This window comes from Allorhizobium ampelinum S4, from assembly GCF_000016285.1.
GTDB classification, from domain to species: domain Bacteria; phylum Pseudomonadota; class Alphaproteobacteria; order Rhizobiales; family Rhizobiaceae; genus Allorhizobium; species Allorhizobium ampelinum.
Genome location: NC_011988.1, coordinates 229,460 through 249,408, shown reverse-complemented (window position 1 = coordinate 249,408; position 19,949 = coordinate 229,460). Strand labels below are relative to the sequence as shown.

The 19,949-nt window shown below is 58.4% G+C and carries 19 protein-coding genes; 7 read left to right on the top strand and 12 right to left on the bottom strand.

Going from position 1 to position 19,949, the window contains the following annotated elements:
• The 3 genes from AVI_RS18455 to AVI_RS18445 all read right to left on the bottom strand — a co-directional run bounded on the left by AVI_RS18455 (position 1) and on the right by AVI_RS18445 (position 3,419).
• Positions 1–1,065: a carbohydrate ABC transporter permease gene (locus AVI_RS18455; protein WP_012653649.1), complete on the bottom strand. Its 1,065-nt coding sequence runs from the start codon at positions 1,063–1,065 to the stop codon at positions 1–3.
• On the bottom strand, positions 1,065–1,976 hold the full coding sequence (locus AVI_RS18450; protein ID WP_012653648.1) for a carbohydrate ABC transporter permease: 912 nt from the start codon (positions 1,974–1,976) through the stop codon (positions 1,065–1,067). The genes AVI_RS18455 and AVI_RS18450 overlap by 1 nt, the downstream gene beginning before the upstream one ends.
• 69 nt (positions 1,977–2,045) lie before the next feature.
• Complete coding sequence (locus tag AVI_RS18445; protein WP_012653647.1) at positions 2,046–3,419, bottom strand: ABC transporter substrate-binding protein; 1,374 nt, start codon at positions 3,417–3,419, stop codon at positions 2,046–2,048.
• Between the two features lie 96 nt (positions 3,420–3,515).
• On the opposite strand from AVI_RS18445, the gene AVI_RS18440 reads away from it, so the two are divergent.
• Positions 3,516–4,658 (top strand): ROK family transcriptional regulator, encoded by a 1,143-nt coding sequence (locus tag AVI_RS18440; protein WP_012653646.1) that lies wholly within the window; start codon positions 3,516–3,518, stop codon positions 4,656–4,658.
• Positions 4,659–4,767: 109 nt separating this feature from the next.
• Here AVI_RS18440 and AVI_RS18435 read toward each other — a convergent pair whose 3' ends face one another.
• On the bottom strand, positions 4,768–7,197 hold the full coding sequence (locus AVI_RS18435) for a glucose/quinate/shikimate family membrane-bound PQQ-dependent dehydrogenase (protein ID WP_012653645.1): 2,430 nt from the start codon (positions 7,195–7,197) through the stop codon (positions 4,768–4,770).
• Between the two features lie 335 nt (positions 7,198–7,532).
• Here AVI_RS18435 and AVI_RS18430 point away from each other — a divergent pair, with 335 nt between their 5' ends.
• Positions 7,533–7,835 (top strand): zinc ribbon domain-containing protein YjdM, encoded by a 303-nt coding sequence (locus tag AVI_RS18430; protein ID WP_041698808.1) that lies wholly within the window; start codon positions 7,533–7,535, stop codon positions 7,833–7,835.
• Here AVI_RS18430 and AVI_RS18425 read toward each other — a convergent pair.
• Positions 7,822–8,049, bottom strand: a complete 228-nt coding sequence (locus AVI_RS18425) for a hypothetical protein (protein WP_041698451.1) — start codon at positions 8,047–8,049, stop codon at positions 7,822–7,824. The two genes, AVI_RS18430 and AVI_RS18425, sit on opposite strands and share 14 nt — an antisense overlap.
• A gap of 83 nt (positions 8,050–8,132) precedes the next feature.
• On the opposite strand from AVI_RS18425, the gene AVI_RS18420 reads away from it, so the two are divergent.
• The 5 genes from AVI_RS18420 to AVI_RS18400 all read left to right on the top strand — a co-directional run bounded on the left by AVI_RS18420 (position 8,133) and on the right by AVI_RS18400 (position 12,465).
• Positions 8,133–8,711, top strand: coding sequence for an RNA polymerase sigma factor (locus AVI_RS18420; RefSeq protein WP_012653643.1), 579 nt, complete (start codon positions 8,133–8,135; stop codon positions 8,709–8,711).
• Positions 8,704–9,141: a hypothetical protein gene (locus AVI_RS18415; protein WP_012653642.1), complete on the top strand. Its 438-nt coding sequence runs from the start codon at positions 8,704–8,706 to the stop codon at positions 9,139–9,141. The genes AVI_RS18420 and AVI_RS18415 overlap by 8 nt, the downstream gene beginning before the upstream one ends.
• A complete protein-coding gene (locus AVI_RS18410; protein WP_012653641.1) occupies positions 9,138–9,587 on the top strand; it encodes a periplasmic heavy metal sensor in 450 nt (149 codons plus the stop codon). Before AVI_RS18415 ends, AVI_RS18410 begins: the two co-directional genes overlap by 4 nt.
• 76 nt (positions 9,588–9,663) lie before the next feature.
• Entirely contained in the window at positions 9,664–11,238 is a 1,575-nt protein-coding gene (locus AVI_RS18405) for a DUF1800 domain-containing protein (RefSeq protein ID WP_012653640.1), read from the top strand.
• A 3-nt stretch (positions 11,239–11,241) separates the two neighbouring features.
• Positions 11,242–12,465, top strand: a complete 1,224-nt coding sequence (locus AVI_RS18400; RefSeq protein ID WP_012653639.1) for a DUF1501 domain-containing protein — start codon at positions 11,242–11,244, stop codon at positions 12,463–12,465.
• Positions 12,466–12,575: 110 nt separating this feature from the next.
• On the opposite strand, the gene AVI_RS18395 is transcribed toward AVI_RS18400, so the two are convergent.
• From AVI_RS18395 to AVI_RS18365, 7 genes are all read right to left on the bottom strand, one after another.
• Entirely contained in the window at positions 12,576–13,238 is a 663-nt protein-coding gene (locus tag AVI_RS18395) for an HAD family hydrolase (RefSeq protein WP_012653638.1), read from the bottom strand.
• Positions 13,239–13,324: 86 nt separating this feature from the next.
• Positions 13,325–14,125, bottom strand: coding sequence for an SDR family NAD(P)-dependent oxidoreductase (locus tag AVI_RS18390; protein WP_041698448.1), 801 nt, complete (start codon positions 14,123–14,125; stop codon positions 13,325–13,327).
• Positions 14,126–14,180: 55 nt separating this feature from the next.
• Positions 14,181–15,230 carry an NAD-dependent epimerase/dehydratase family protein gene (locus AVI_RS18385; protein ID WP_012653636.1) on the bottom strand — a complete coding sequence of 350 codons (1,050 nt, stop codon included), beginning with the start codon at positions 15,228–15,230 and terminating at the stop codon, positions 14,181–14,183.
• Between the two features lie 211 nt (positions 15,231–15,441).
• Positions 15,442–16,125: a hypothetical protein gene (locus tag AVI_RS18380; RefSeq protein WP_012653635.1), complete on the bottom strand. Its 684-nt coding sequence runs from the start codon at positions 16,123–16,125 to the stop codon at positions 15,442–15,444.
• A gap of 7 nt (positions 16,126–16,132) precedes the next feature.
• Positions 16,133–17,593: an aspartate aminotransferase family protein gene (locus tag AVI_RS18375; protein ID WP_012653634.1), complete on the bottom strand. Its 1,461-nt coding sequence runs from the start codon at positions 17,591–17,593 to the stop codon at positions 16,133–16,135.
• 1 nt (position 17,594) lies between these two features.
• On the bottom strand, positions 17,595–18,248 hold the full coding sequence (locus tag AVI_RS18370; RefSeq protein ID WP_012653633.1) for a class II aldolase/adducin family protein: 654 nt from the start codon (positions 18,246–18,248) through the stop codon (positions 17,595–17,597).
• Positions 18,241–19,839 carry a xylulokinase gene (locus AVI_RS18365; RefSeq protein WP_012653632.1) on the bottom strand — a complete coding sequence of 533 codons (1,599 nt, stop codon included), beginning with the start codon at positions 19,837–19,839 and terminating at the stop codon, positions 18,241–18,243. Before AVI_RS18365 ends, AVI_RS18370 begins: the two co-directional genes overlap by 8 nt.
• Positions 19,840–19,949 lie beyond the last annotated feature (110 nt).

The window sequence follows — 19,949 nt, the reverse complement described above, 5'->3', positions numbered from 1 at the left end:
TTATCCTTTGATCCCGCCGAAGCTCATTTGCGTGATGTACTTCTGCGTGAAGATGTAGAGGACCAGCACGGGCAACAGATAGACGATGCCGACGGCAGCGATCATGCCGTAATCCGCTCCCATATGGTCCTGCGCGACGAAGAACAGGTAGAGGCTCATCGTCATCTGGTTCTTTTCGATCAACAGCGTCTGAACGAAGACATATTCCTCCCAGCCACGCAAAAAGGTAAATGTGGCAACAGCAATCAGGCCGCTGCGGATCTGTGGCAGGATCACCATGCGAAAGGCCTGGAAGCGCGTTGCGCCATCCGTCACCGCGCTCATCTCGATGTCCCACGGCACGCCGTCGAAAAAGCCTTTGAGAACGAAGATCGCAAACGGCAGTTCAAGCGCACTCAACACCAGCACGACACCCACCAAATTGTTGAGCAGGCCCATATAGTAAAGCTGGATGAAGATAGCGACGGTAAGCGCCAGCGCCGGAAAAGCGTGCAGCAGAAGCAGACCGCGCAGAATGTTTTCACGGCCCGCGAAAGCGAACCGCGACAGCGCATAGGCGGCTGGGGTGGCGACGAGTGTGACGATTGCCGTCTGGGAAATCGCAAACACCAGTGACGTGCCAAGCGCCGACCAGATCGATGGCATCAGGTCCATGCGGTTGGTGCCGATTTTGGCAATGTCAGGGTTCCACAGAAAGCGGTAATTGTCGAAGCTCAGATGCGGGACGAGGAAAATAGCCGACAGAATGACGATCACCATGGCAAGCACAGCCCAGCTGACGGCGGGCCTACGCAGCCGATCTGCCAACAACGCCAATCCGATTGCACCGAGATAACCGACCCCGGCGATGGCCGTACTGTGCCAAAGAACCAGCCGGCTAACAGCGCCATCGGACGAGGTGAGCGATTTCACCAACAGCCAGAGATAAGGCAGGAGAATAGGAATAGAGACAATCGTCAGGAAGAGGATAAGCGCCGACAGGAAGCCAGCACGATTGACAATGCCCCGGCGTTCGAGGCGGGTCCAATCGGGGGACGGAACGGTATCGGCCTGGAGCATCGACATCACAACACCTCAATCTTTGGAGCGGCAAAGGTGGAGCGCATGTTGGAGACACGCCATTGCACCAAGGTCACGGCAATGCCGATGACCATCAGGCCGAGTGCCAGCGCCGCACCATAGGCATAGGCGCCGCTTTCGAACGCGCGCCGGTAGATATAGAGCGCGTAGGGTGTGGAATCGTAGAGCGGGCCGCCGCCGGTGATCAGCAGGATATATTCATAGGTCGTCATCAGGGAGAGTGCCTGGTAAATGGTAATGAAGCGGATCGGCTGCGCGAGCGCAGGCACCACGACATGACGCAAAACACCCCATTCGCTGGCACCATCGACACGTGCCGCATGGGCGAGATGCGAAGGGATCGAGCGGATCGACGAGGTCAGGATGACCATCGCAAAAGAAGCCCCGACAACGCCATTTGCCAGAATGACCAGCAGCAGCGGAAAATCGTTGCGCAAATTGACCGGCGGCAGGCCAAATGCGCCCGTCACCTGGTTGAGCAGCCCTAAGGGCGTTGGATCGGCGATCCATATCCACAAGATCCCATAGAGCACAGCCGGGCTCATGCGCGGCAAAAGCCATAGTCCGCGAAAGAAATTACCTAGCCGGTCGGGGATAGCGGTCGAGGTCATCGCCAAAAGCGCGCCGAGGCCGACATTGAAGATGAAGAGTGTCGCCGTGACGTAGATCAGCGTCGTCAGCAGCACCATGGGGATCCGCGCGTCACGCTGGACGATCCGCTCGAAGTTCTGCAAAGTGAAATGGCCAACCCGAAGGTTCGACCCCATGTCCGTAAAGGCGATCACCGCGTTGACCAAGATCGGCGCCAGAAAAAACACGGCAAGCAGCGCGATTGCCGGCGCGAGGTAAAGAATTGGCCGGGCCGGTCGATGCGCTCGAATCTGGAATTGGGACATTATGGACTACCAATGAGAATGAAAGGTGCCGCCCGACCAAGAGACGGGCGGCACGCAGCAGGGCCGAGTTTAGTTGCTGGCGGTATCGCGGATTTCAACGTCCGAGCCGAATTGCGTTTCAAATTCGTCGGCAATGAACTCAACGGCATCGGCCGCCTTCATCTTTCCGGTTTCCACGGCCTGCAAGCCGCTGAACAGAATCTTGTTGTAGCTGCCGAATTGGGTGTGGTTCGGCACGAACCCAGCGTGAGCCATCATCGGCGATGCCGCCGACAGAACCCAATTGTCCTTGTATTTCGGCATTGCCGTCTGAGCGTTGCTGATTGCTGTATGGTAGGATGTGACCGCGTGCTGGTTGTTGAAATACGGCAATGTCGCAAGTGCTACGAGATCAGCGGCAATCTCTGCATTCTTGCTCTTGGCATTGACGGTATAAAGCAGCGGGTGGGAAAGATTGGCGGGCTTGCCGCCCTTTTCTGCAGCCGGGGCCGGAATCCAGCCGATTTTGTGGAAATAGCCGTCGCGATCCGTCGGCCAGGTGGCACCGTTCATCTCGCCAAGCTGCCAGGCAACCGCCCAGACGCCTTGATGGAAGATGAATGCCTTTTCCTGCTTGAAGGCGCCCTGGATCGCATCCCAGCTCATTGCTGTGTTATCGACAGGGGTAACACCTTGCTTGGCATTGCGCTCGTACCAGCCGAGAGCCTTGGTCATTTCCGCTTTCGGAAACACCAGCTTGCCGGTTTTCTCATCCAGGAATTTGACGCCATAGGACTGGAAGACCATCAGATAATCGATGCCGACATTGGGGCGATGCAACATGCCGTATTGAGCAGCCTTGGCATCGACCACTTCCTTGGAGAGCGCCGTCAGATCATCAAGCGTGAATTCGCCAGCCTCGACCTTGGCGGGCAAGCCTTCGATAAAGGCCTCATCCTTGCCGATCTTGCGCAGCATGTCCTTGTTATAGAAGAACATACGGATCTCGGCATCCTGCGGTATGCCGTAAATCTTGCCATCATTACCCTTGGCGGCCTTCCACAGCACCGGCAGGATGTCGCCATAGACCCAAGGGGCAGCGGCAATCCGCTCGTCCATCGGCAGTGCATCGCCATCCTCGGCGAATTTGCTGATCCATTCATGCGGCACGACATAGATGTCCGGCCCCTGACCGACTGCAAATGCCTTCAGCGTATCGAGGGCGAGGTCGTCCCAGCCTTTAACGGTGCTGTTATTGGCTTCGATGACAATATGTTTATCGACGCCCGCCGCCTTGAACTGCTTGTTCATGATGTCTGCGGCGGCTTCGATATTGGTGATGCGCGCCGGAGCCGTCTTATCGGCAAGCGTCGAAAGCTTGATCTTGATGTCTTCTGCATGCGCCCATCCGGTGGCAAGCGCAGAAATCGCCACGGTGGCGAGAAGGGCGAGGCATTTGGTCATGGCTATTGATCCAGTTGGTGAGGATTATTTAATTAACTTGCTTAAGTAACTGATTTATGACATCGCCGGATCAGTGATGGAGAGGGACCGAATCCGGTGCTGACAAGACAACGGCCTTTGCACGGCATCGGCACCACGCAAGCGGCGGTGCTGAAACACTTGCGGCGAAACGGCATTGCGTCGCGTGCAGAACTCGCGGAATTGTGCGGCGTGACCCAGGCTGCCGTCAGCATGATGACCCGTGACTTGATCGCGCGCGGCATCGTTATCCAGGGAGCCAGACGGCAAAGCCAGCGCGGCGCGCCTCACATCGACCTCATGCTCGCCGGAAACATCGGATATGCGCTTGGGGTGCATGCCAACAGCTATTCGCTGACAGTGACGCTGCTCGATTTTTGCGGCAACCGGATTGGCGAACAGCAGCTTGAAGGGCCTTACGACAGATTTTCCGACATTCAGACGGCGATCAAATCGCTCAGAACCGACTTGCTGACATCAAACGGCATTGATGAAGGCCTGCTGATCGGCGCCGCTGTGGCCATGCCAACCCGTTTCCGTCACGGCACTGCCTTCCTCGATCTCGCGGAGGAAGTCGTTTCCTGGGCAGGCTCGGATCTGGCCTCGACCCTGCGCGAGACACTTGACTGTCCGGTGATGATTGAAAACGATGCCAATGCTGCGGCCATGGGCGAGCTTGCCTTGGGCAATGCCAGCGGACACGATAATTTTGCCTATCTTTACCTGTCCGAGGGCATTGGCAGCGGCATCATCATTGGCAAGGAACTTTATCGCGGCAATCTGGGAAATGCTGGCGAAGTGGGCGCGCTTCGCGCGCGCGGATTATCGCGCCCCTCTTTTGACGACTTGGCAGCCTGGTGCAAAGAGCATCAGGGACACATCCCGAAAGGCCGGTCTTCCGACCAATGGACAGCATATCTGCAAGCAAACCCGACAGTTCTTGATGCATGGCTGAGGAGAGCCGGGCCGGAATTAGCCACGCTCGCCTTTATGGTGACAGCCGTTCTTGCGCCATCGGCGATCTATATCGGTGGAACACTGCCCAGACTGGTAAGGGAAAAGCTAGCACCATGGCTTGATTTCTCAACATCGAATCCGTTCGATGGAGCGCGGGTCATTCAACCTGATATCCTCATCCCGCAAATCTCAGCGGTCGATGCCGTCGCGTTTGGCGCCGCAGCTATGATCCTTCATAGCGTGCCGGGCAATCCGGGTCTCTGATCTCTTTCCAAATTTGGAGAAAGCCCAGAAGGCATCGAGGCCCAAGGCGATGGGAAAATAGAAACCGCCCGGAGCTGCCTCCGGGCGGATTGCTGTCATTGGATTATTTTCAGTTCGGCAAGGCGTAAGCGATGACGTAGTCGCCACGATCGGTCGACTGGCGCGCGCCGCCTGCCGAGATCACCACATATTGCTTGCCGGTCTTTGGCGATTTGAAGGTCATCGGACCACCCTGGCTACCGACCGGCAACCGGGCTTTCCAGACTTCTTCACCAGTCGCTGCACTATAGGCACGCAGATAATAGTCCTGGGTGCCTGCAATGAAGACCAGACCACCCTGCGTGGCAAGCGTGCCGCCGAGTGTTGGCATGCCGATCGGAATGGGCAGGCCCATCTTGATGCCAAGCGGCCCCTGGTCCATCACAGTGCCAACCGGCACCTGCCAGACGATCTTCTGGGTTTTCATATCCACCGCTGTCAGCGTACCAAACGGCGGCTTCTGGCATGGAATGCCTGCGGCGGACAGGAAGCGATCCTTGAGAACCGCATAGGGCGTCCCCTTCATCGGCACGAGGCCCATGCCGGTATTGACGCTTTCGCCGCCATTTGACGTCTTGGTCGTGGGTGCCGCTTCCTGCATCTTCACCCAAAGACCGACGCGCATGTCGTTCACGAAAATCAGGTTATGGACCGGATCAGTGGAAAGACCGCCCCAGTTCATGCCACCGAGCGAGCCGGGGAATGCCAGCGAGGTATCTGTGCCGGGAGCCGTATAGAGGCCTTCATAGCGCATGGATTTGAAGGCGATACGGCACATCAGCTGGTCGAAGGGTGTTGCACCCCACATGTCGGACTCGGTGAAGGGACCGGTACCGATCTGCGGCATGCCAACCGATAAAGGCTGGGTGAGAGAGTAAGGCTCGTTCGGAATATTGGCCGGCTTGACCGGGATCTCCTTGACCTCCGTCAGCGCCCGGCCGGTTTGCCGGTCGAGAACGTAGAGCTGACCGGCCTTGGTGCCGAAAACCAGGGCTGGAACCTTGGTGCCATCCGCCTTCGGAAAGTCGATAAAGGACGGCTGCATCGGCACGTCGAAATCCCAGAGGTCGTTGTGAACGGTCTGGTAGACCCATTTTTCACGGCCCGTGGTGGCATCGAGTGCCAGCATGGAGGCACCATATTTGTGATCGAGCGGTGTCCGGGTCGTGCCGTAAAGATCCACCGAAGGGCTACCAACCGGCATGAACACCGTATTGGAGGCCGGATCGTAGGACATCGCCGCCCAGACATTCGGAGTCGAGCGCGTATAGGTCTGGCCCGGAGGCGGCAGCTTGGTGATCTCAGGATTGCCGGGATCAAACGCCCAGCGCAATTCACCGGTGACGGCATCGAAACCGCGCATGACACCGCCTGGCATATCGACCTGGACGTTATCGGCAATACGGCCACCGACCACGACAGTGGTTCCGGCAAGCGTGGGTGCCGATGTCAGAACATATTGCGGATCGGGCGCATCGCCCATGCCGATCTTCAGGTCGACGCGGCCATTGGTGCCGAAATCAGGGCAAAACGCGCCGGTATCCGCATCGAGTGCAATCAACTGAGCCTGGATCGTGTTCATCAGGATGCGGCGTTCGCAAAGCGCACCCGGTGCAACAGTCACCGCAGAGACCGGCGTCGAGCCGGGAACCGTTGGCTGATCCAGCGGACGGGTCGCGTCGAAATAGGCAAGACCGCGGCACCGCATCCACACCGACGACTTGGCGTTGATCTCGGCCTTCCACAACTGCTTGCCGCTATCGATATCGACGGCGATGACGTTGTTATGGGGGGTGCAGAGAAACAGCTTTTCGCCGACCTGCAACGGGGTTTCCTGATCTTCCGCGCCGTTGTTGCCGGGGCTGATCGGGGTATCGCCGGTATGATAGGTCCAGGCGACCGTCAGAGCTTTGACATTATCGACATTGATCTGGTCCAGCGCGGCAAAGCGGCTACCGCCTGATGTATTGCCGTAATGTTCCCAGTTCTTCTGTTCGCTTGCCGGATCGACCGGCACACGGGCAATCGGAGTGCCGGTAAACGGCACAGAAGGATGGGGCATGAACATGCCGGCCACACCGCCTGCGGACGCCAAGGCCAGAACTGCCGCAAGCGTGAGTGAACCGGCGTAGCCGGGTGCCAGGCCGCGCGCCTTGCGCAGAAGCGGCAGCGAAAGCAGCACCACGGTGGAGCCGATGCCGAAGGCCAATAGGCGCGAGATCAGCGGCCAGAAATCAAGACCGGCATCCCAGATCGCCCAGACGGCGGTCAACAGCGTGACGATGACGAACAGCACCGCGCCAAGCGGGCGCCTCATCAAAACCAGCAGGCCGGACAGGACCACGGCAATACCGGTGATGATGAAATACCAGCTACCGCCGAGCGTGATCAATCGGTAGCCACCGATGGCAAGAAATAAACCGGCGAGAACGAGCACCGTACCCAGCAGGATCAGCCAGAGTTTGGCAACCGCCGAGAGGGCGCCTTTTTGTTGAACCATCGTATTTTAGCTCCTTGAAAGGTTGGTCGGATCGACAGTCAACGGATCGCATGAGGTTTCGCCAGATCGACACGAGCCCGAACGCCTTCTATGGTTGGATTTCCGGGGACACTGCCCTCCCGTCACAGGGTTCGCCGGAGGCATGTCTGCCTGTCCCGCTTATCCTTCGTCCGCGCCTTTTTGACAAGAGACAACGAACTCGCATGGAAAAGTCATCGCTATAGCGGACGAAACCGTTCCTCATGTTCGAATTAACGGATGTTCTCGTTGCAACACCGGGCCTTGCTCCTGTAAGCGACGGAGATCAGATAACATTCACTTCAGGAGCAGGGTCCGTGGCTGGCGATAACGACGATTACATTTATGATGAAGCGACCGGCGAATGGCGCCCCGCCTCCGAAGTGGCGGCCGCAGCCGCTCAGGCATCGGAGGTCCGTGATGCGTCCGGCAACATCTTGCAGGATGGCGATTCCGTCACCCTCATCAAGGATCTGAAGGTCAAGGGCGCTGGCCAGACGCTGAAACAGGGTACCGTCATCAAGTCGATCCGCCTCACCGACAACCCGGAAGAGATCGATTGCCGTCACGACGCGATCAAGGGACTGGTGCTGCGGACGGAATTCGTCAAGAAGCGTTGATGATCGGCAGGCCGGGCGAAAACCCGGCCTGTATTCCCGGGGCAGCAGCCCTGGACGCCGGGCCAAGCGCCGGATATTCGCCAAAAAAATGCCTGAATGAGCGACGGAATTCCAGCCTCCCCGCGTTGAAGATCCATTGGCCTAGCTGTCCTATCTCATCTTCGGGAGAAAATTTGATCCGCCTCACCTTGATGCTTCCCAGGTCCTTGCGCATTTTGACCTCCAACGAGGCAAAACAGAGCAACCGTGTCTGCGGAGCTGCCGGGGTTGCGGTGGATGGGTTGCGGTGAAGAGGACATGACCGACGATCCCGATGAAGAACTGGTCAGGCAAGTTGCGACGGGCGATCAGGCTGCGATGCGGACCATGGTGGCGCGCAAGCTGCCCCGATTTCTGGCGCTTGCCAATCGCATGCTCGCCGACCCGGCGGAGGCGGAGGATGTGGCGCAGGAAACCTTTCTGCGCATCTGGAAACATGCCGGTGGCTGGCGACAAGGCCGTGCCCGCTTCGATACCTGGGCGCACCGCGTGGCAATCAACCTTTGCTACGACCGGCTGCGCAAGCGGCGCGACGTGCTGATGGCCGAGCCGCCGGATCGGATGGACGACGCGCCTCTGCCGGATGCCGGGTTGACGGGAGGCGAAGCAGACAGCCAGCGGGTCAATGCGGCCTTGCAGGCGCTCGCACCCCGGCAACGGGAAGCAATCGTCCTGGTTTACTATCAGGACATGTCGAACCTGGAGGCAGCCAGCGTGATGCAGATCAGCGTCGATGCGCTGGAAAGCCTTTTGGCGCGTGGACGACGGTCTTTGCAGAAGACGCTGACCGCAGAAGGCCTGACCAGCGACGGGATGAACGGAGATGGGAATGAGTGACGACAGCAAGCAAAGCATGGATGCGGAACGGTTTCGCGCGCTTGCCGAAGCCTATGGCGGCGACCGCAAACGCTGGCCCGAAGACCGGCGCAGGGCGGCTGACATTTTTGCCGCAACCGAAGCCGGTCGCGCCATGGTGGAGGAGGCTTCCCGCCTGGATGCGTTTCTCGCCCTGTCAGCCCCACCGTCTCCGTCCGCTGCCCTGACGGGCCGCATCCTGCAATCGGCTGACAAGCGCGTTACACTGCGCCGCAGGCTGCATCGCTGGCTGGTCGGAGCGGGGCTTCTCGGCGTCGGCCTTGCGGGTGGCCTGACCGGTGCGCTGGCGGTTGCAATAGTTGCACCGCCCACCCAGATCCCGATGACCGATACCGCGACGGCGTTTGGCAATATCATGACCGAAGGCGAGATTGCTCAGGAGATACAATGACGGAACACGGTTTCAAGCGGCTGGCCATCGGCCTTCTGGTGCTCAACACCTTCCTGATCTGCGCCCTTGCCGGTGCCGGGTTTTTCTATCTCTATGACACTGCCACGATCCCGCCTTCGCGTCTGCCGCTGGCGGGCGAGCAGCTGCCTTCAAAATTGCGCGGTGAGTTTCAGAAGGCCCTGAACGATGCGCGCCGTGATGTGCGCTCCACCGGGCTTGAAGCGCGCCAAGCGCGTGTCGAAGCCGCAGCCCTGATGGGCAAACCTGAACTCGACGGTGTGGCGCTGGCCGATGCGTTAAAACGCGCTCGCGAGGCCGAATATGCGGTGCGAGCCGCCACCGAGCAGAAGGCGATCGATTTTGTAGCCAGCCTGTCGGTCGATGAACGACGCCGTCTGGCGGATGGATTGATCCAGCGGGAGGCACCCCGGCCTGCCACGAAATGATCATATTTCAAAAGCGACGGATTTGAACCTATAGCGACGTTGAAAGGCCGATGATGAAACGGAGTTCATATCGGCCATGTCCAATTCCAACGATGTCGATGCCGCATTGGCGCTCTGGCGCTTCGGCCTTGGCGCTGCGGATGGCGGGATCACCGCTATCAAGGATGCCCCCCGCGATCTCTTAAAGGAAGAGATCACAGAGCGTGCTGTGCCAACGCCCGTCGGCGCGCAATTGCGCTCCAGTTCCGATCTGCTGGTGGCGCTTTACGAATACCAAAAACAGGTTAAAGCCGAACGCGACAAGCAACCCGCAGCCGGTGCCATGGCCGGCGCGGCCATGGCTGGCGCGAATGCGATGCAAGGCGCAGGCGGCCCGCCCCAAGCTGCCGGCATGCAAGGCAATGCTATGCAGGGCAATGGCATGCAGGTGGGTGCCATGCCGCCCCAGTCGCAACCCCAACCGCAGGCCCAAGCTCAGGCCCAGGCCCAACCCCAGTCCATGGACAAAAAGCCGGATATGCCGGTCTCCAAGCGTCCCTATTTTCCGCAGCAGATCCTGCTTGCGGAGGCCGACGCCCGTTTCAACGGCACGATCCACCAACCGTTGATCGGCTTTGGCGAACGGCTGGCGATGTTCTGGGCCAACCATTTTTCGGTGGCGATCAGCAAGGGTGGCGAAGTGCATATTCTGGCTGGCGCCTTCGAGCGGGAGGCCATCCGTCCCCATGTCTTTGGGAGGTTCGAAGACATGCTGCTGGCGGTCGAAACCCATCCGGCCATGCTGGTTTTCCTCGATAACCAGCAATCGATCGGCCCGACCTCGCCCGCCAACAAGAATGGCAAGCGCGGCCTGAATGAAAATCTTGCCCGCGAGATCATGGAACTGCACACGCTCGGCGTTGATGGTGGCTATAGCCAGGCAGATGTGACGTCGCTGGCGCGGATCATTACCGGCTGGACATTCTACCGCGATGAAAAGCGCCCAGGCCCACAGGGCAAATTCATCTTTAACGCCAATGCCCATGAACCGGGCGACCACACGGTGATGGGCATGACCTATGCCGAGGGCAGTGTGGAACAGGGCCGCACCGCCTTGCGCGATCTGGCTCGCCACCCGGCAACCGCCAGACATATAGCCACGAAACTTGTCCGGTATTTTGTCGCCGACCAGCCGCCCCCGGCCCTGGTGACGAAACTGGCTGCCGCCTATACCAAGTCGCAGGGCGATCTCTCGGCTGTCTACACTGCCCTTATCGATGCCGACGAAGCCTGGAACCCGACGCTGACGAAAATGCGCATGCCACAGGATTATGTGGCGGCGATGTTGCGCAGCAGCGGGATCAGGCCGAAACCGGAGCAGATCATTTCCATGCTGAACGCGCTTGGCCAACCGCTGTGGAACCCCGCCGGACCCAACGGTTTTTCCGACGTCACCGATGCCTGGGCATCGTCGGAATCTCTGGCGACCCGCATCGATGCGGCCAACCTGTTTGCCCATCAGATCCAGGGCCAGATCGACCCCCGTTCCTTCGCTGGCGACCGGCTGGGACCGCTTCTCACCGCCGATACATTGCAGGCGATTTCCCGGGCCGAAACCAGACCACAGGGCCTGTCGATTGCTTTCCTTTCCCCCGAATTTCAGAGGCGCTGAACCATGCTTTGCGAAAACCTCTCCCCCACCCGCCGCGCCGTTCTCGGCACATCCGGTGCCTTGTTTGCCTGGGCCTTCATGCCCCGCTTTGCCCATGCGGCTGGCGGACGCGATCCCCGCTTTGTCACCATCATCCTGCGCGGCGCGCTGGATGGGCTGACCGCCGTACCGCCCATCGGTGATCCCGATTATGAGGGCCTGCGCCAGTCAATCGCGCTGAGGCTGGATGGCGACAAGCCGGTGCTGCCGCTCGACGGCTTTTTCGGATTGCATCCCTCGATGCCGAATTTCCAACGCCTGTTCCGCGCCAATCAGGCCGCCGTAGTCCATGCCAGTGCCACCGCCTACCGTGAGCGCTCGCATTTCGATGGACAGGATGTGCTGGAATCCGGCTTTCCGACGCCCGGACATGTCGAAACCGGCTGGATGAACCGAATGCTGGAGGGATTGCCAGCTGGGGACAAGATTGCTCCCGGTGCGGCAGAGCGCGTGCAGGGGCTTTCCGTAGGAGCAACCGCGCCCTTGGTCATTCGCGGCAAGGCACCTGTGCTCGGCTGGGCACCGTCCGTACTGCGACCCGCCGATGGCGACCTTGCGCCACGCCTGATGGACCTTTATGGCCGCACGGACCCGATGCTGTCGAAACTTTTGATTGAAGGCATCCAGACCGGCAAGATCGCATCCGGCCTCGACATGAAGTCGAAAGGCGGCCCCGGCGACCCGAACGGCATGGAGCAAATGGCCCGCGGCGCTGCCCGGTTGCTAGCCCAACCGGATGGCCCGCGTGTCGCAGCACTTGCCTTCGAGGGTTGGGACACGCACGCGCAGGAAATCGACCGGTTGGCAAAGCTTCTGGCTGGCCTCGACAAGTCTATTGCCGCCTTCGAACAGGAACTTGGACCCGCATGGAAGGATACGGCGATCATCGTTGCAACGGAGTTCGGTCGCACGGCACGGATCAACGGCACTGATGGAACCGACCACGGCACCGGCACGACCGCCTTCCTCGCTGGCGGTGCCGTGCGGGGTGGCCGCATCATCACCGACTGGCCGGGGCTGAAGCAGAACCAGCTGTTCGAAGGCCGGGATCTGGCCGCCACCACCGACATTCGCGCCGTGATCAAAGGCATGGCGGTCGATCTTCTTGGCGCCAGTGCCGGTCATCTGGCCAGTGTTGTGTTTCCAGGCTCGGACAGTGTTCAGCCGATGAAGGGCTTAATCGTCTAACGGCAGAGATGTCAGGCACGAGAGTGTGGCAGGAACCTCTTGACGTTTCGATAGGAGGATTCATTTTCAATGAATCTTCCTAGTCCTCATTCCGTCATCAAAACAACGGCTCACCAGTTCAAATACTGAATATTCAATCCGTTGGCGTCGAATTTCTTTCTTTTCCTGGAGGAACTATTAATGGCAAACGCCCGTGTCGCCCGCATTAAAATCGGCAGATCATCTAAGCTGTCCGTGTAGGCCGCAGTCCATCTCCCCTGAAATCCTATGCCGCCAAGCGCTGTGCATTTTCTTTCATGGCGACAATGATCGCTGAGAACCCAGCCACCGAGAACGCGGTGTAATCCCGATCCAACCACCTGAATACGACTGTCTATGCACGCTGCAAACGGCGCAGCAATCCACAGCGGCGCTCCGGTTGCGACGGCCACCCGACTGCCTTGGTTCAAATAATGCCGAAGCTCGGCCAGGCCTTTCTCATGCCAGGCTAGCCTTGGCTGTTTGCCTGCGTTAACCCTGTCGGCAAAACGCACGAAAGAGACTTTCAAGGCATGTTCGGAAAGTCCGAACGTGGCGATCCAGAGAAAGACCGAGGTTCCCCAGCGCCGCAGCGGCGGAAACACAATCAATGGACCGGCGAAAGGCAATGCCAATGCCGCAAGCACAAAGCGCCAGCCTGATTGACCCACCCGCTCCAGAATCCAGGCGGCGGTTGAATCCCAGTTGAGCAATGTTTCATCAAGATCAAAAACAGCAGACTCGATGTCTTGCATCAGGATGCCTTACCTCACTGTTGATCTGTCGGCTTTGATGGTGGATGCGGTATCTGTCCCGTGGTGAGGCGTTCAAAAATCGCCTATCAGGTCGATATCGTTTGCGTGTGGCCAATCTCCGGCAATACCGGCATCGACTTGCCCAAAATCCAGAGCGTTAGAGGCTTGGGCAGAATATGGGCCAGCCGGATTAACCAGCGCATCGTGAAAGGGAATAGATAATCCGCCTTCTCATTCCTGAGCGCATACAGAATGTGGTCAACGGCCTTGTCCGCTGAAATCTCAAGAGGCGCAGGCATCCCATCACCAGCCGTTGCCTCGGTGGCGACAAACCCCGGATAAACGGTGGTGAACTTGATGCCATAGCGGGCAAATTCGACGCGGCAGGTGTCGATGAGCAGCATAGCCGCTCCCTTGGCTGCGGAATAAGGGCCTTGAAGCGGCACGCCGAGGAAGCCTGCGAGCGAATTCGTATGCGCAACATACCCCCCACCCTGTCGCATCATCTGCTTCAAAACCGGGAAGAGATAATTGACCACGACATCGTAATTCAAACGCATGCAGGCATTGACGTCACTGGCGCTCATCAGCCGCATATCCAGGGCTGGCGCACCGCCTGCATTCAGATAGATCATGTCGATCCGGCCATAGTGATCGATCACGGTTTTCACCACCTCGGCGGCGGCCGCCGCATCAGTTGCATCAGCCGCGATGGCGAGGCAATCGCCACCTGCGCTGCTGATATCCTCGGACACTTCGATGAGCATCGGCTCGCGCCGCGCCGTAACGATCACCTTGGCACCCTCGCCTGCAAGCCGCTGGGCAAGCACTCGCCCCATGCCGGAAGAAGCGCCGACAATCAAAATAATTTTTCCTGAAAAATGCATGATTGATCTCCTGCCTGATGACTGCATCATTCCTTAAATCGGCTTCGGCTTGGCATTACGCAGTCGCGCGACGCTGTTGCGCCCAACCGCGATAATGATCCGCCATCGTCTGCTCGAATGGCCGGTAGGCGATGCCCAACTCAGACTGGCTGCGCCTGTTATCCAGAGCAAAGCGAATGCCGAGATGGTTCGTCATATATGCCTGCGTCAGGCCAAACAGCGGCCCGATCAGCCGAACCACCAGATTGGGAATCTGCCAGGAGGGCAACAGATAGGGCTTGGGGTGAACCCGGCGTGCGTAACCGGCGATTTCCAGGAAGGTCCGGGTGCGGTTTTCCGCGAGAATATAACGCCCCTTTGCGTCCGGATTCAGCGCCGCCCGGATATGCGCCTGCGCCACGTCGCGAACATCCACACATGCGAGACTGAGGTCCGGCATGCCGTAGAAAAAATATCCCTTGAACATCTCGTCCAGCAGAAAAAGCGAGCCGGATTCAGAAGCAGGCGTCAAGGAAGGGCCGAGGATCATGCCTGGATTGATGGTTGTCAGGCTCCAGCGGCTTTGCTCACCCTGGATTTTCCAGGCTTCCTTTTCCGCCAGAACCTTGGAATAATGGTATGGATTGTTTTGAACATTGCTTGACGTATTGAAATAGTCCTCGGCAACCGTGTTATTCTTCATCGACCGGATATCGATATAATCGCCAAAAATCGCGCCAATCGTCGATGTCATCACCACGCGCCGGACACTTTCAGTCCTGTTGACGCTGCCAAGAACATTACGGGTGCCTTGAAGGGCAGGTTCCACCATTTCGCGCTGCCCATCCTTGATTTTTTCCGGCAGCTTGAAAGGCGATGCGACGTGGAAAACAATCGCGCAGCCAGCCATTGCGGCATCGAAAGAACCAGGGGTCAGAAGGTCGGCCTCATAGAGCGTCAACTTCCCCGGAAAGCGGGCCTGCATATCGGTCAAAGGCTTGATCTTGGCCACATTGCGCAGGCTTCTGACCGTGGTGTGCACAGTGGCATCCATTTCAAGAAGTTGAAGAATGAGATGGCTGGCGACAAATCCGCTCCCGCCCGTGACGAGCATGGTCTCTTGCATTCTGAACCCCTGTTTTTCTTATGGGAATGATCGTAACAGATGGAAGAAACGGTTCGAAATATGCGGATACCGGCTTGGCCTTAGCTGATCAAAAAATGACCGCAAAAGATCCTCTGCGGGTGTCCGGCGATGCAAAAAGATAGCTTCCACGCAGCAATCGCACCATTGGCCTGCCGCCCACCAAGGTTGGAAAGGCGCTGTCGCGCTTTAGTCAGTATCCGGCCTTCATGATCGATCGTTCCCCGCGAAGATGCCGGGCTGCGGCCTCCTTCTGATCTTTCTTCAGACGCCCATTGGCAATGAACCTGATGAGCCATGGGATCTGCTTGACCTTGACTGTGGCACTTTGCGCAAGAATGAAACATTCAGCGCATTTTTCCAGGATCTCGATATTGAGCAGCAGGCGCTCAAGCCCCATGCCGAAGCACAGCGCCATGTCATCAAGGCAATAGGCGTTGGCGCCGTTCGACAAGGCCTTTGTCGGGTCATCGGTCGAGCACATGCCTAAACGTTTTGCCTCAAGGCCGAGGTGACGGATCTGCTCATCGAACACCGCCGGCAGGGAAAGATCGAGGCGCGCCAGTGCTGATGTCCAGGTCAAGCCGCCCGAGGCAATGGCACCCACATCCGGCCGTGCCCGGTATATGCGATGATGCAAGTCCCCCGGTATCGCGGAAAGGCCCGGTGTCGCGGTCAGGCCCGGCGTCGCGGAAAGACTTGTCCATTCGAATTCATCGGGCACGTCCTGTCCGGAGTTGATCCGGACACTCACAAAGGCATTTTGTTCGGGAATACGCTGCGACAGCACATCACCCGGTTTGAGAAGCCCTTTTCCCGCCAGGCGTGCCGCCGCCCGGCCAAGAACCTCTTCGATATAGGCATTATTGACTTTCATAAGCATGTCACACCAAACGGAAAACGGTTTCAAAACGCTCAAGGGCATCGTCGATCACCTCATCGGTGTCCGCCATGCTGGTATAGATGCGGCTGCCCGCCAGGGTTAGAATGCCATGGGCCATATAGGCTGCACCCATCTCTTCCATCAGGTGTTTACGGGGATTGGCCTCGCGCATCAGCTTGATCGGGTTGCGCATGCTCATCAACAGCACGGCGGACGTCTGCAGATGAACGATGGAGCCCATATTATAGACCACATAGGGAAGGCCGAGCCGGTTGAGGATCTCCTTCAAGCCCTTGGCCAGACGGTCGCCAGCTCGTCCGGCAACAACCGGCGCATTGGTGCGCGCCATTTCCTCGATTGCATAGTAACCGGCAACGCAGGACAGCGGATTGGCCGAAAGCGTGCCGCCAACGAAGGCCCGCTTGCTCGAGGTGCCGATACCCCCGACCAGGGTCATCATGATGTCCTTGCGGCCGCCGATCCCGCCAGCCATCAGATAACCACCGGTGAGGCACTTGCCGAACACGGTGATATCGGGCGTCACGTTGAAATAGCCTTGTGCGCCACCCATGCCGACACGAAAACCGGTGACGACCTCATCGAAGATCAGCAAAGCGCCGAATTCGTCGCAGAGTTTGCGAACTTCGCGGTTGTATTCGGGCGTCACAGGCCGCGTGCCGCTTTCCGGCCCCAGAGGCTCGAGAATAACCGCTGCCGTGCCACCGCGAATACGGTTCAGCATCAGCTTGCGCCGGAGCGTGCCAATCTCATTGGGGAAGACTTCCTGAGTATAACCCGTGACACCTTTCGGAATGCCCGTAGCTTCGCGCCGACCGGTACCGGGCACACGCATGCCGTAGACCATCTGGTCGCTCCAGCCATGATAGTCGCCGCCGACCTTGATCACCCATTTCTTGCCGGTATGGGCACGGGCTAAGCGGATGGCCCCCATGCAGGCTTCCGTACCGGAACCGAGCATGCGGAACATTTCGATACCCGGCATAAATTTGCGGATGATCTCGGCGAGCTTGAATTCGTATTCGTGAAGGAGGCCCGTCACCGGACCACATTCGTCGATCAGATGATGCACTTTTTCGCGCACCGGCAGATAGTTGGAGCCAAGCAATGTCGGTCCGCCCGCCTGCAGAAAGTCAGTATAGCGATTGCCGTCCGCATCCCACATATAAGCGCCATCGACCTTGGTGGCTGCAATGGGAAACGGATAATTGAAGGCGAGATTATGCTGGACCCCGCCCGGAATAACCTCCGCCGCCCGTGCGGCCCAGGCCTTGGAGGTCTGGCATTTCTGTTCGAAATAATCGAGCACCTTGGGCATATTGGTCTTGGAGATGCCTTTGGGCGGCTGCTTGAGCAGAGCGTTCAGCCGATCCATGAGGTCTTTGTTATCCGGCCAGGCACTGATGCTGTAGGAAAGTTCAGAGTTACGAGCTGCCATGTTCATTTCAAGCTCCCTTGGTCTCAGCCTTGTCCAGAACGTTCAGAATGAACGCCTGGAGTTGCCGATCCAGATTGACGTGTTTGTTGATGCGTTCGCGCAGGTGGGCGGCGGCGGCGGCTTCGATCTTGCGGATCATGCCCGCGGCGGTCTTGAGATCGGCCCCCGCGCAGATGACGCCGTGACTGGCCAGAAGATATGCAAAGATGTCGGGCCGCAGGGACTTCGCAAAAATCTTTGCCAGCATTCCCGTGCCTGACGGCCTGTAGGGAATAAGCGCGACGTGGGGACCCAGTGCCCCAAGATCGCTTCCCCTTGGCCAGGGCAGGATTTCATGCAGCAGGGCGACAGCGCTTGCGATAGGCTGGTGTGTATGAACACTGGCATGGCGGGTAGGATGCATAAGGAGCATCCTGGCATGCAGTCCCTTTTCAATGGTCGGCGTCTTGTCGCCCTCGACAATGTCGAGGGTCTCGATATCGAGGATCACCACGTCTTTCGCCTCGACCGTGTAATAGTCGGAGGCCGAGGGGGTGACCGCCATCAATTGCTTATCGACGCGGACGCCGATATTGCCGCCGGTTCCGGCAAAATAGCCATTATCCGCGAAATAGCGGCACATATCGGCAATCTCCTGCCGCTGGGCCATGAATTTAGCCATGAATCTTGCCCTTCGATCCGTTCAGACGTTTGTAAAGCGGCGCCAGGCGCCGATGGAGTTCCGTGAAGATACCGAAGCGCTCGTCATAGAGCCGCTGCGTTGCCGGATCAGGATCGTAAACCCTATCGATCACCACATGGCGCGCGACCTCGTCAAACTGGATGAGGCCGAGCCCCACAGCCCCGATGAAGGCCGCACCGCGTGCATTGGCTTTCATCGGATCATGTGGCTGGCGGATCTGGACGCCCAGAACATCCGCGAAGATCTGGCACCAGGCGGGCGACATCGCACCGCCGCCGATCATGGTGATTGCCTCAGGCCTTCGGCCAAGAAAGCGGGAGACCGGCTTCATCATCCAGCGTGTATTGAGCGCCACGCCTTCGAAGACCGCCCTCACCAGTGTCTCGCGGTTATGCTCCATGCTCATGTTGAAGATCCCGGCCCGAAGAGTCGGGTCATCCACCGGGCAGCGTTCGCCGAAAAGCCAGGGCAGGTACATCATGCCAGCCGCTCCGGCAGGTGTGCGGGCGGCAATCTCATCGAGAAGCCTGTAAGTATCAGGCGTCGGTTCGGAATCGATCAGGCCATCGTCATGGAAGACAATACGGTCCTTCAGGAAAGCGATATTGCTCGCCCCGCTCGATTGCATGGCGATCATCAGGTATTTCGATGGTACCGGACAAGGAACCGATGTGATCTGGTCCATCACACTGGTTTTCTTGAAAGGCACATGGGCCGAGATCCAGGAAGATGATCCCATGTAAAGATGGGTATCATAATCGGCCAGCGTTCCAGCGCCAATCGCGGCGGCTGAATTGTCGATGGCACCGGCAACGACCGGCGTTTTCGGTGACAGGCCCAACAGATCGGCAACGGAAGGAAGCAGAGTTCCAACGATATCCGTACACCTGACGAGATCGGGAAATTTCGCCTTGTCGATACCGCTGGCACCGATCAACCCGTCATCATAGCGGATATGGTTGACATCGCGATTGTCAGTCACCCAGGAGGTGAGAATGGAATCCTGCGTGGCGCAAAACCGGCCTGTCAGACGCAGATTGAAGAAATCGAGAACGTTGAGAAACTTGTAGGTCTTCTCGTAGATATCAGGGAAAGCATCGCGGATCAGCAGCATGTGGCCCGCTGGGTCCTTGCCGGACAGAGCCGGGGCACCGCCACATAGCCTCAACCATTTCTGCAACTTGATCGCGTCATAGCCCGCGACCTTCATTGCACCGCGCATTTCCTTCTTCAGATAGCGGGCGCCGCGCATATCGAGCCAGATAATCGCGTTCATCAACACATTGCCGTCACGGTCAACGGCAACAGTTCCCTCGCCTTGGGTAGATGAGCAGATGGCGACGATATTCTCACGCAGCGCGGCACTCTGGCTGAGCACATCCTGGCTTGCTTCGATGAAGGCGTTCCACCACTGAGAGGGATCCTGCTCTGCCCCGATCGTATCGATTACCTGGAGCGGCACCGACCGGAATGCCCAGGCAACCACGTGTCCGGTAATCGACACCAATCCAACTTTGCAGCCACTGGTGCCAAGATCGATCGATAAAACATATTGGTCAGAATTGGCCATCTATCGCCGTGCATGCAGCCTGGATAGCTTCCAGGTCGCTCCCCATTTTTATTGGATATTGCACCTATAATAGGGGAAAAAACCGCCATTTGCGTAGCGGTGAAGCTGTC

Excerpts from the sequence above, each read along its gene's own strand:
- AVI_RS18455 (WP_012653649.1), bottom strand. The coding sequence starts at position 1,065 with ATGTCGATGCTCCAGGCCGATACCGTTCCGTCCCCCGATTGGACCCGC.
- AVI_RS18450 (WP_012653648.1), bottom strand. The coding sequence starts at position 1,976 with ATGTCCCAATTCCAGATTCGAGCGCATCGACCGGCCCGGCCAATTCTT.
- AVI_RS18445 (WP_012653647.1), bottom strand. The coding sequence starts at position 3,419 with ATGACCAAATGCCTCGCCCTTCTCGCCACCGTGGCGATTTCTGCGCTT.
- AVI_RS18435 (WP_012653645.1), bottom strand. The coding sequence starts at position 7,197 with ATGGTTCAACAAAAAGGCGCCCTCTCGGCGGTTGCCAAACTCTGGCTG.
- AVI_RS18425 (WP_041698451.1), bottom strand. The coding sequence starts at position 8,049 with ATGCGCAAGGACCTGGGAAGCATCAAGGTGAGGCGGATCAAATTTTCT.
- AVI_RS18420 (WP_012653643.1), top strand. The coding sequence starts at position 8,133 with ATGACCGACGATCCCGATGAAGAACTGGTCAGGCAAGTTGCGACGGGC.
- AVI_RS18415 (WP_012653642.1), top strand. The coding sequence starts at position 8,704 with ATGAGTGACGACAGCAAGCAAAGCATGGATGCGGAACGGTTTCGCGCG.
- AVI_RS18410 (WP_012653641.1), top strand. The coding sequence starts at position 9,138 with ATGACGGAACACGGTTTCAAGCGGCTGGCCATCGGCCTTCTGGTGCTC.
- AVI_RS18405 (WP_012653640.1), top strand. The coding sequence starts at position 9,664 with ATGTCCAATTCCAACGATGTCGATGCCGCATTGGCGCTCTGGCGCTTC.
- AVI_RS18400 (WP_012653639.1), top strand. The coding sequence starts at position 11,242 with ATGCTTTGCGAAAACCTCTCCCCCACCCGCCGCGCCGTTCTCGGCACA.
- AVI_RS18395 (WP_012653638.1), bottom strand. The coding sequence starts at position 13,238 with ATGCAAGACATCGAGTCTGCTGTTTTTGATCTTGATGAAACATTGCTC.
- AVI_RS18390 (WP_041698448.1), bottom strand. The coding sequence starts at position 14,125 with ATGCATTTTTCAGGAAAAATTATTTTGATTGTCGGCGCTTCTTCCGGC.
- AVI_RS18385 (WP_012653636.1), bottom strand. The coding sequence starts at position 15,230 with ATGCAAGAGACCATGCTCGTCACGGGCGGGAGCGGATTTGTCGCCAGC.
- AVI_RS18380 (WP_012653635.1), bottom strand. The coding sequence starts at position 16,125 with ATGAAAGTCAATAATGCCTATATCGAAGAGGTTCTTGGCCGGGCGGCG.
- AVI_RS18375 (WP_012653634.1), bottom strand. The coding sequence starts at position 17,593 with ATGAACATGGCAGCTCGTAACTCTGAACTTTCCTACAGCATCAGTGCC.
- AVI_RS18370 (WP_012653633.1), bottom strand. The coding sequence starts at position 18,248 with ATGGCTAAATTCATGGCCCAGCGGCAGGAGATTGCCGATATGTGCCGC.
- AVI_RS18365 (WP_012653632.1), bottom strand. The coding sequence starts at position 19,839 with ATGGCCAATTCTGACCAATATGTTTTATCGATCGATCTTGGCACCAGT.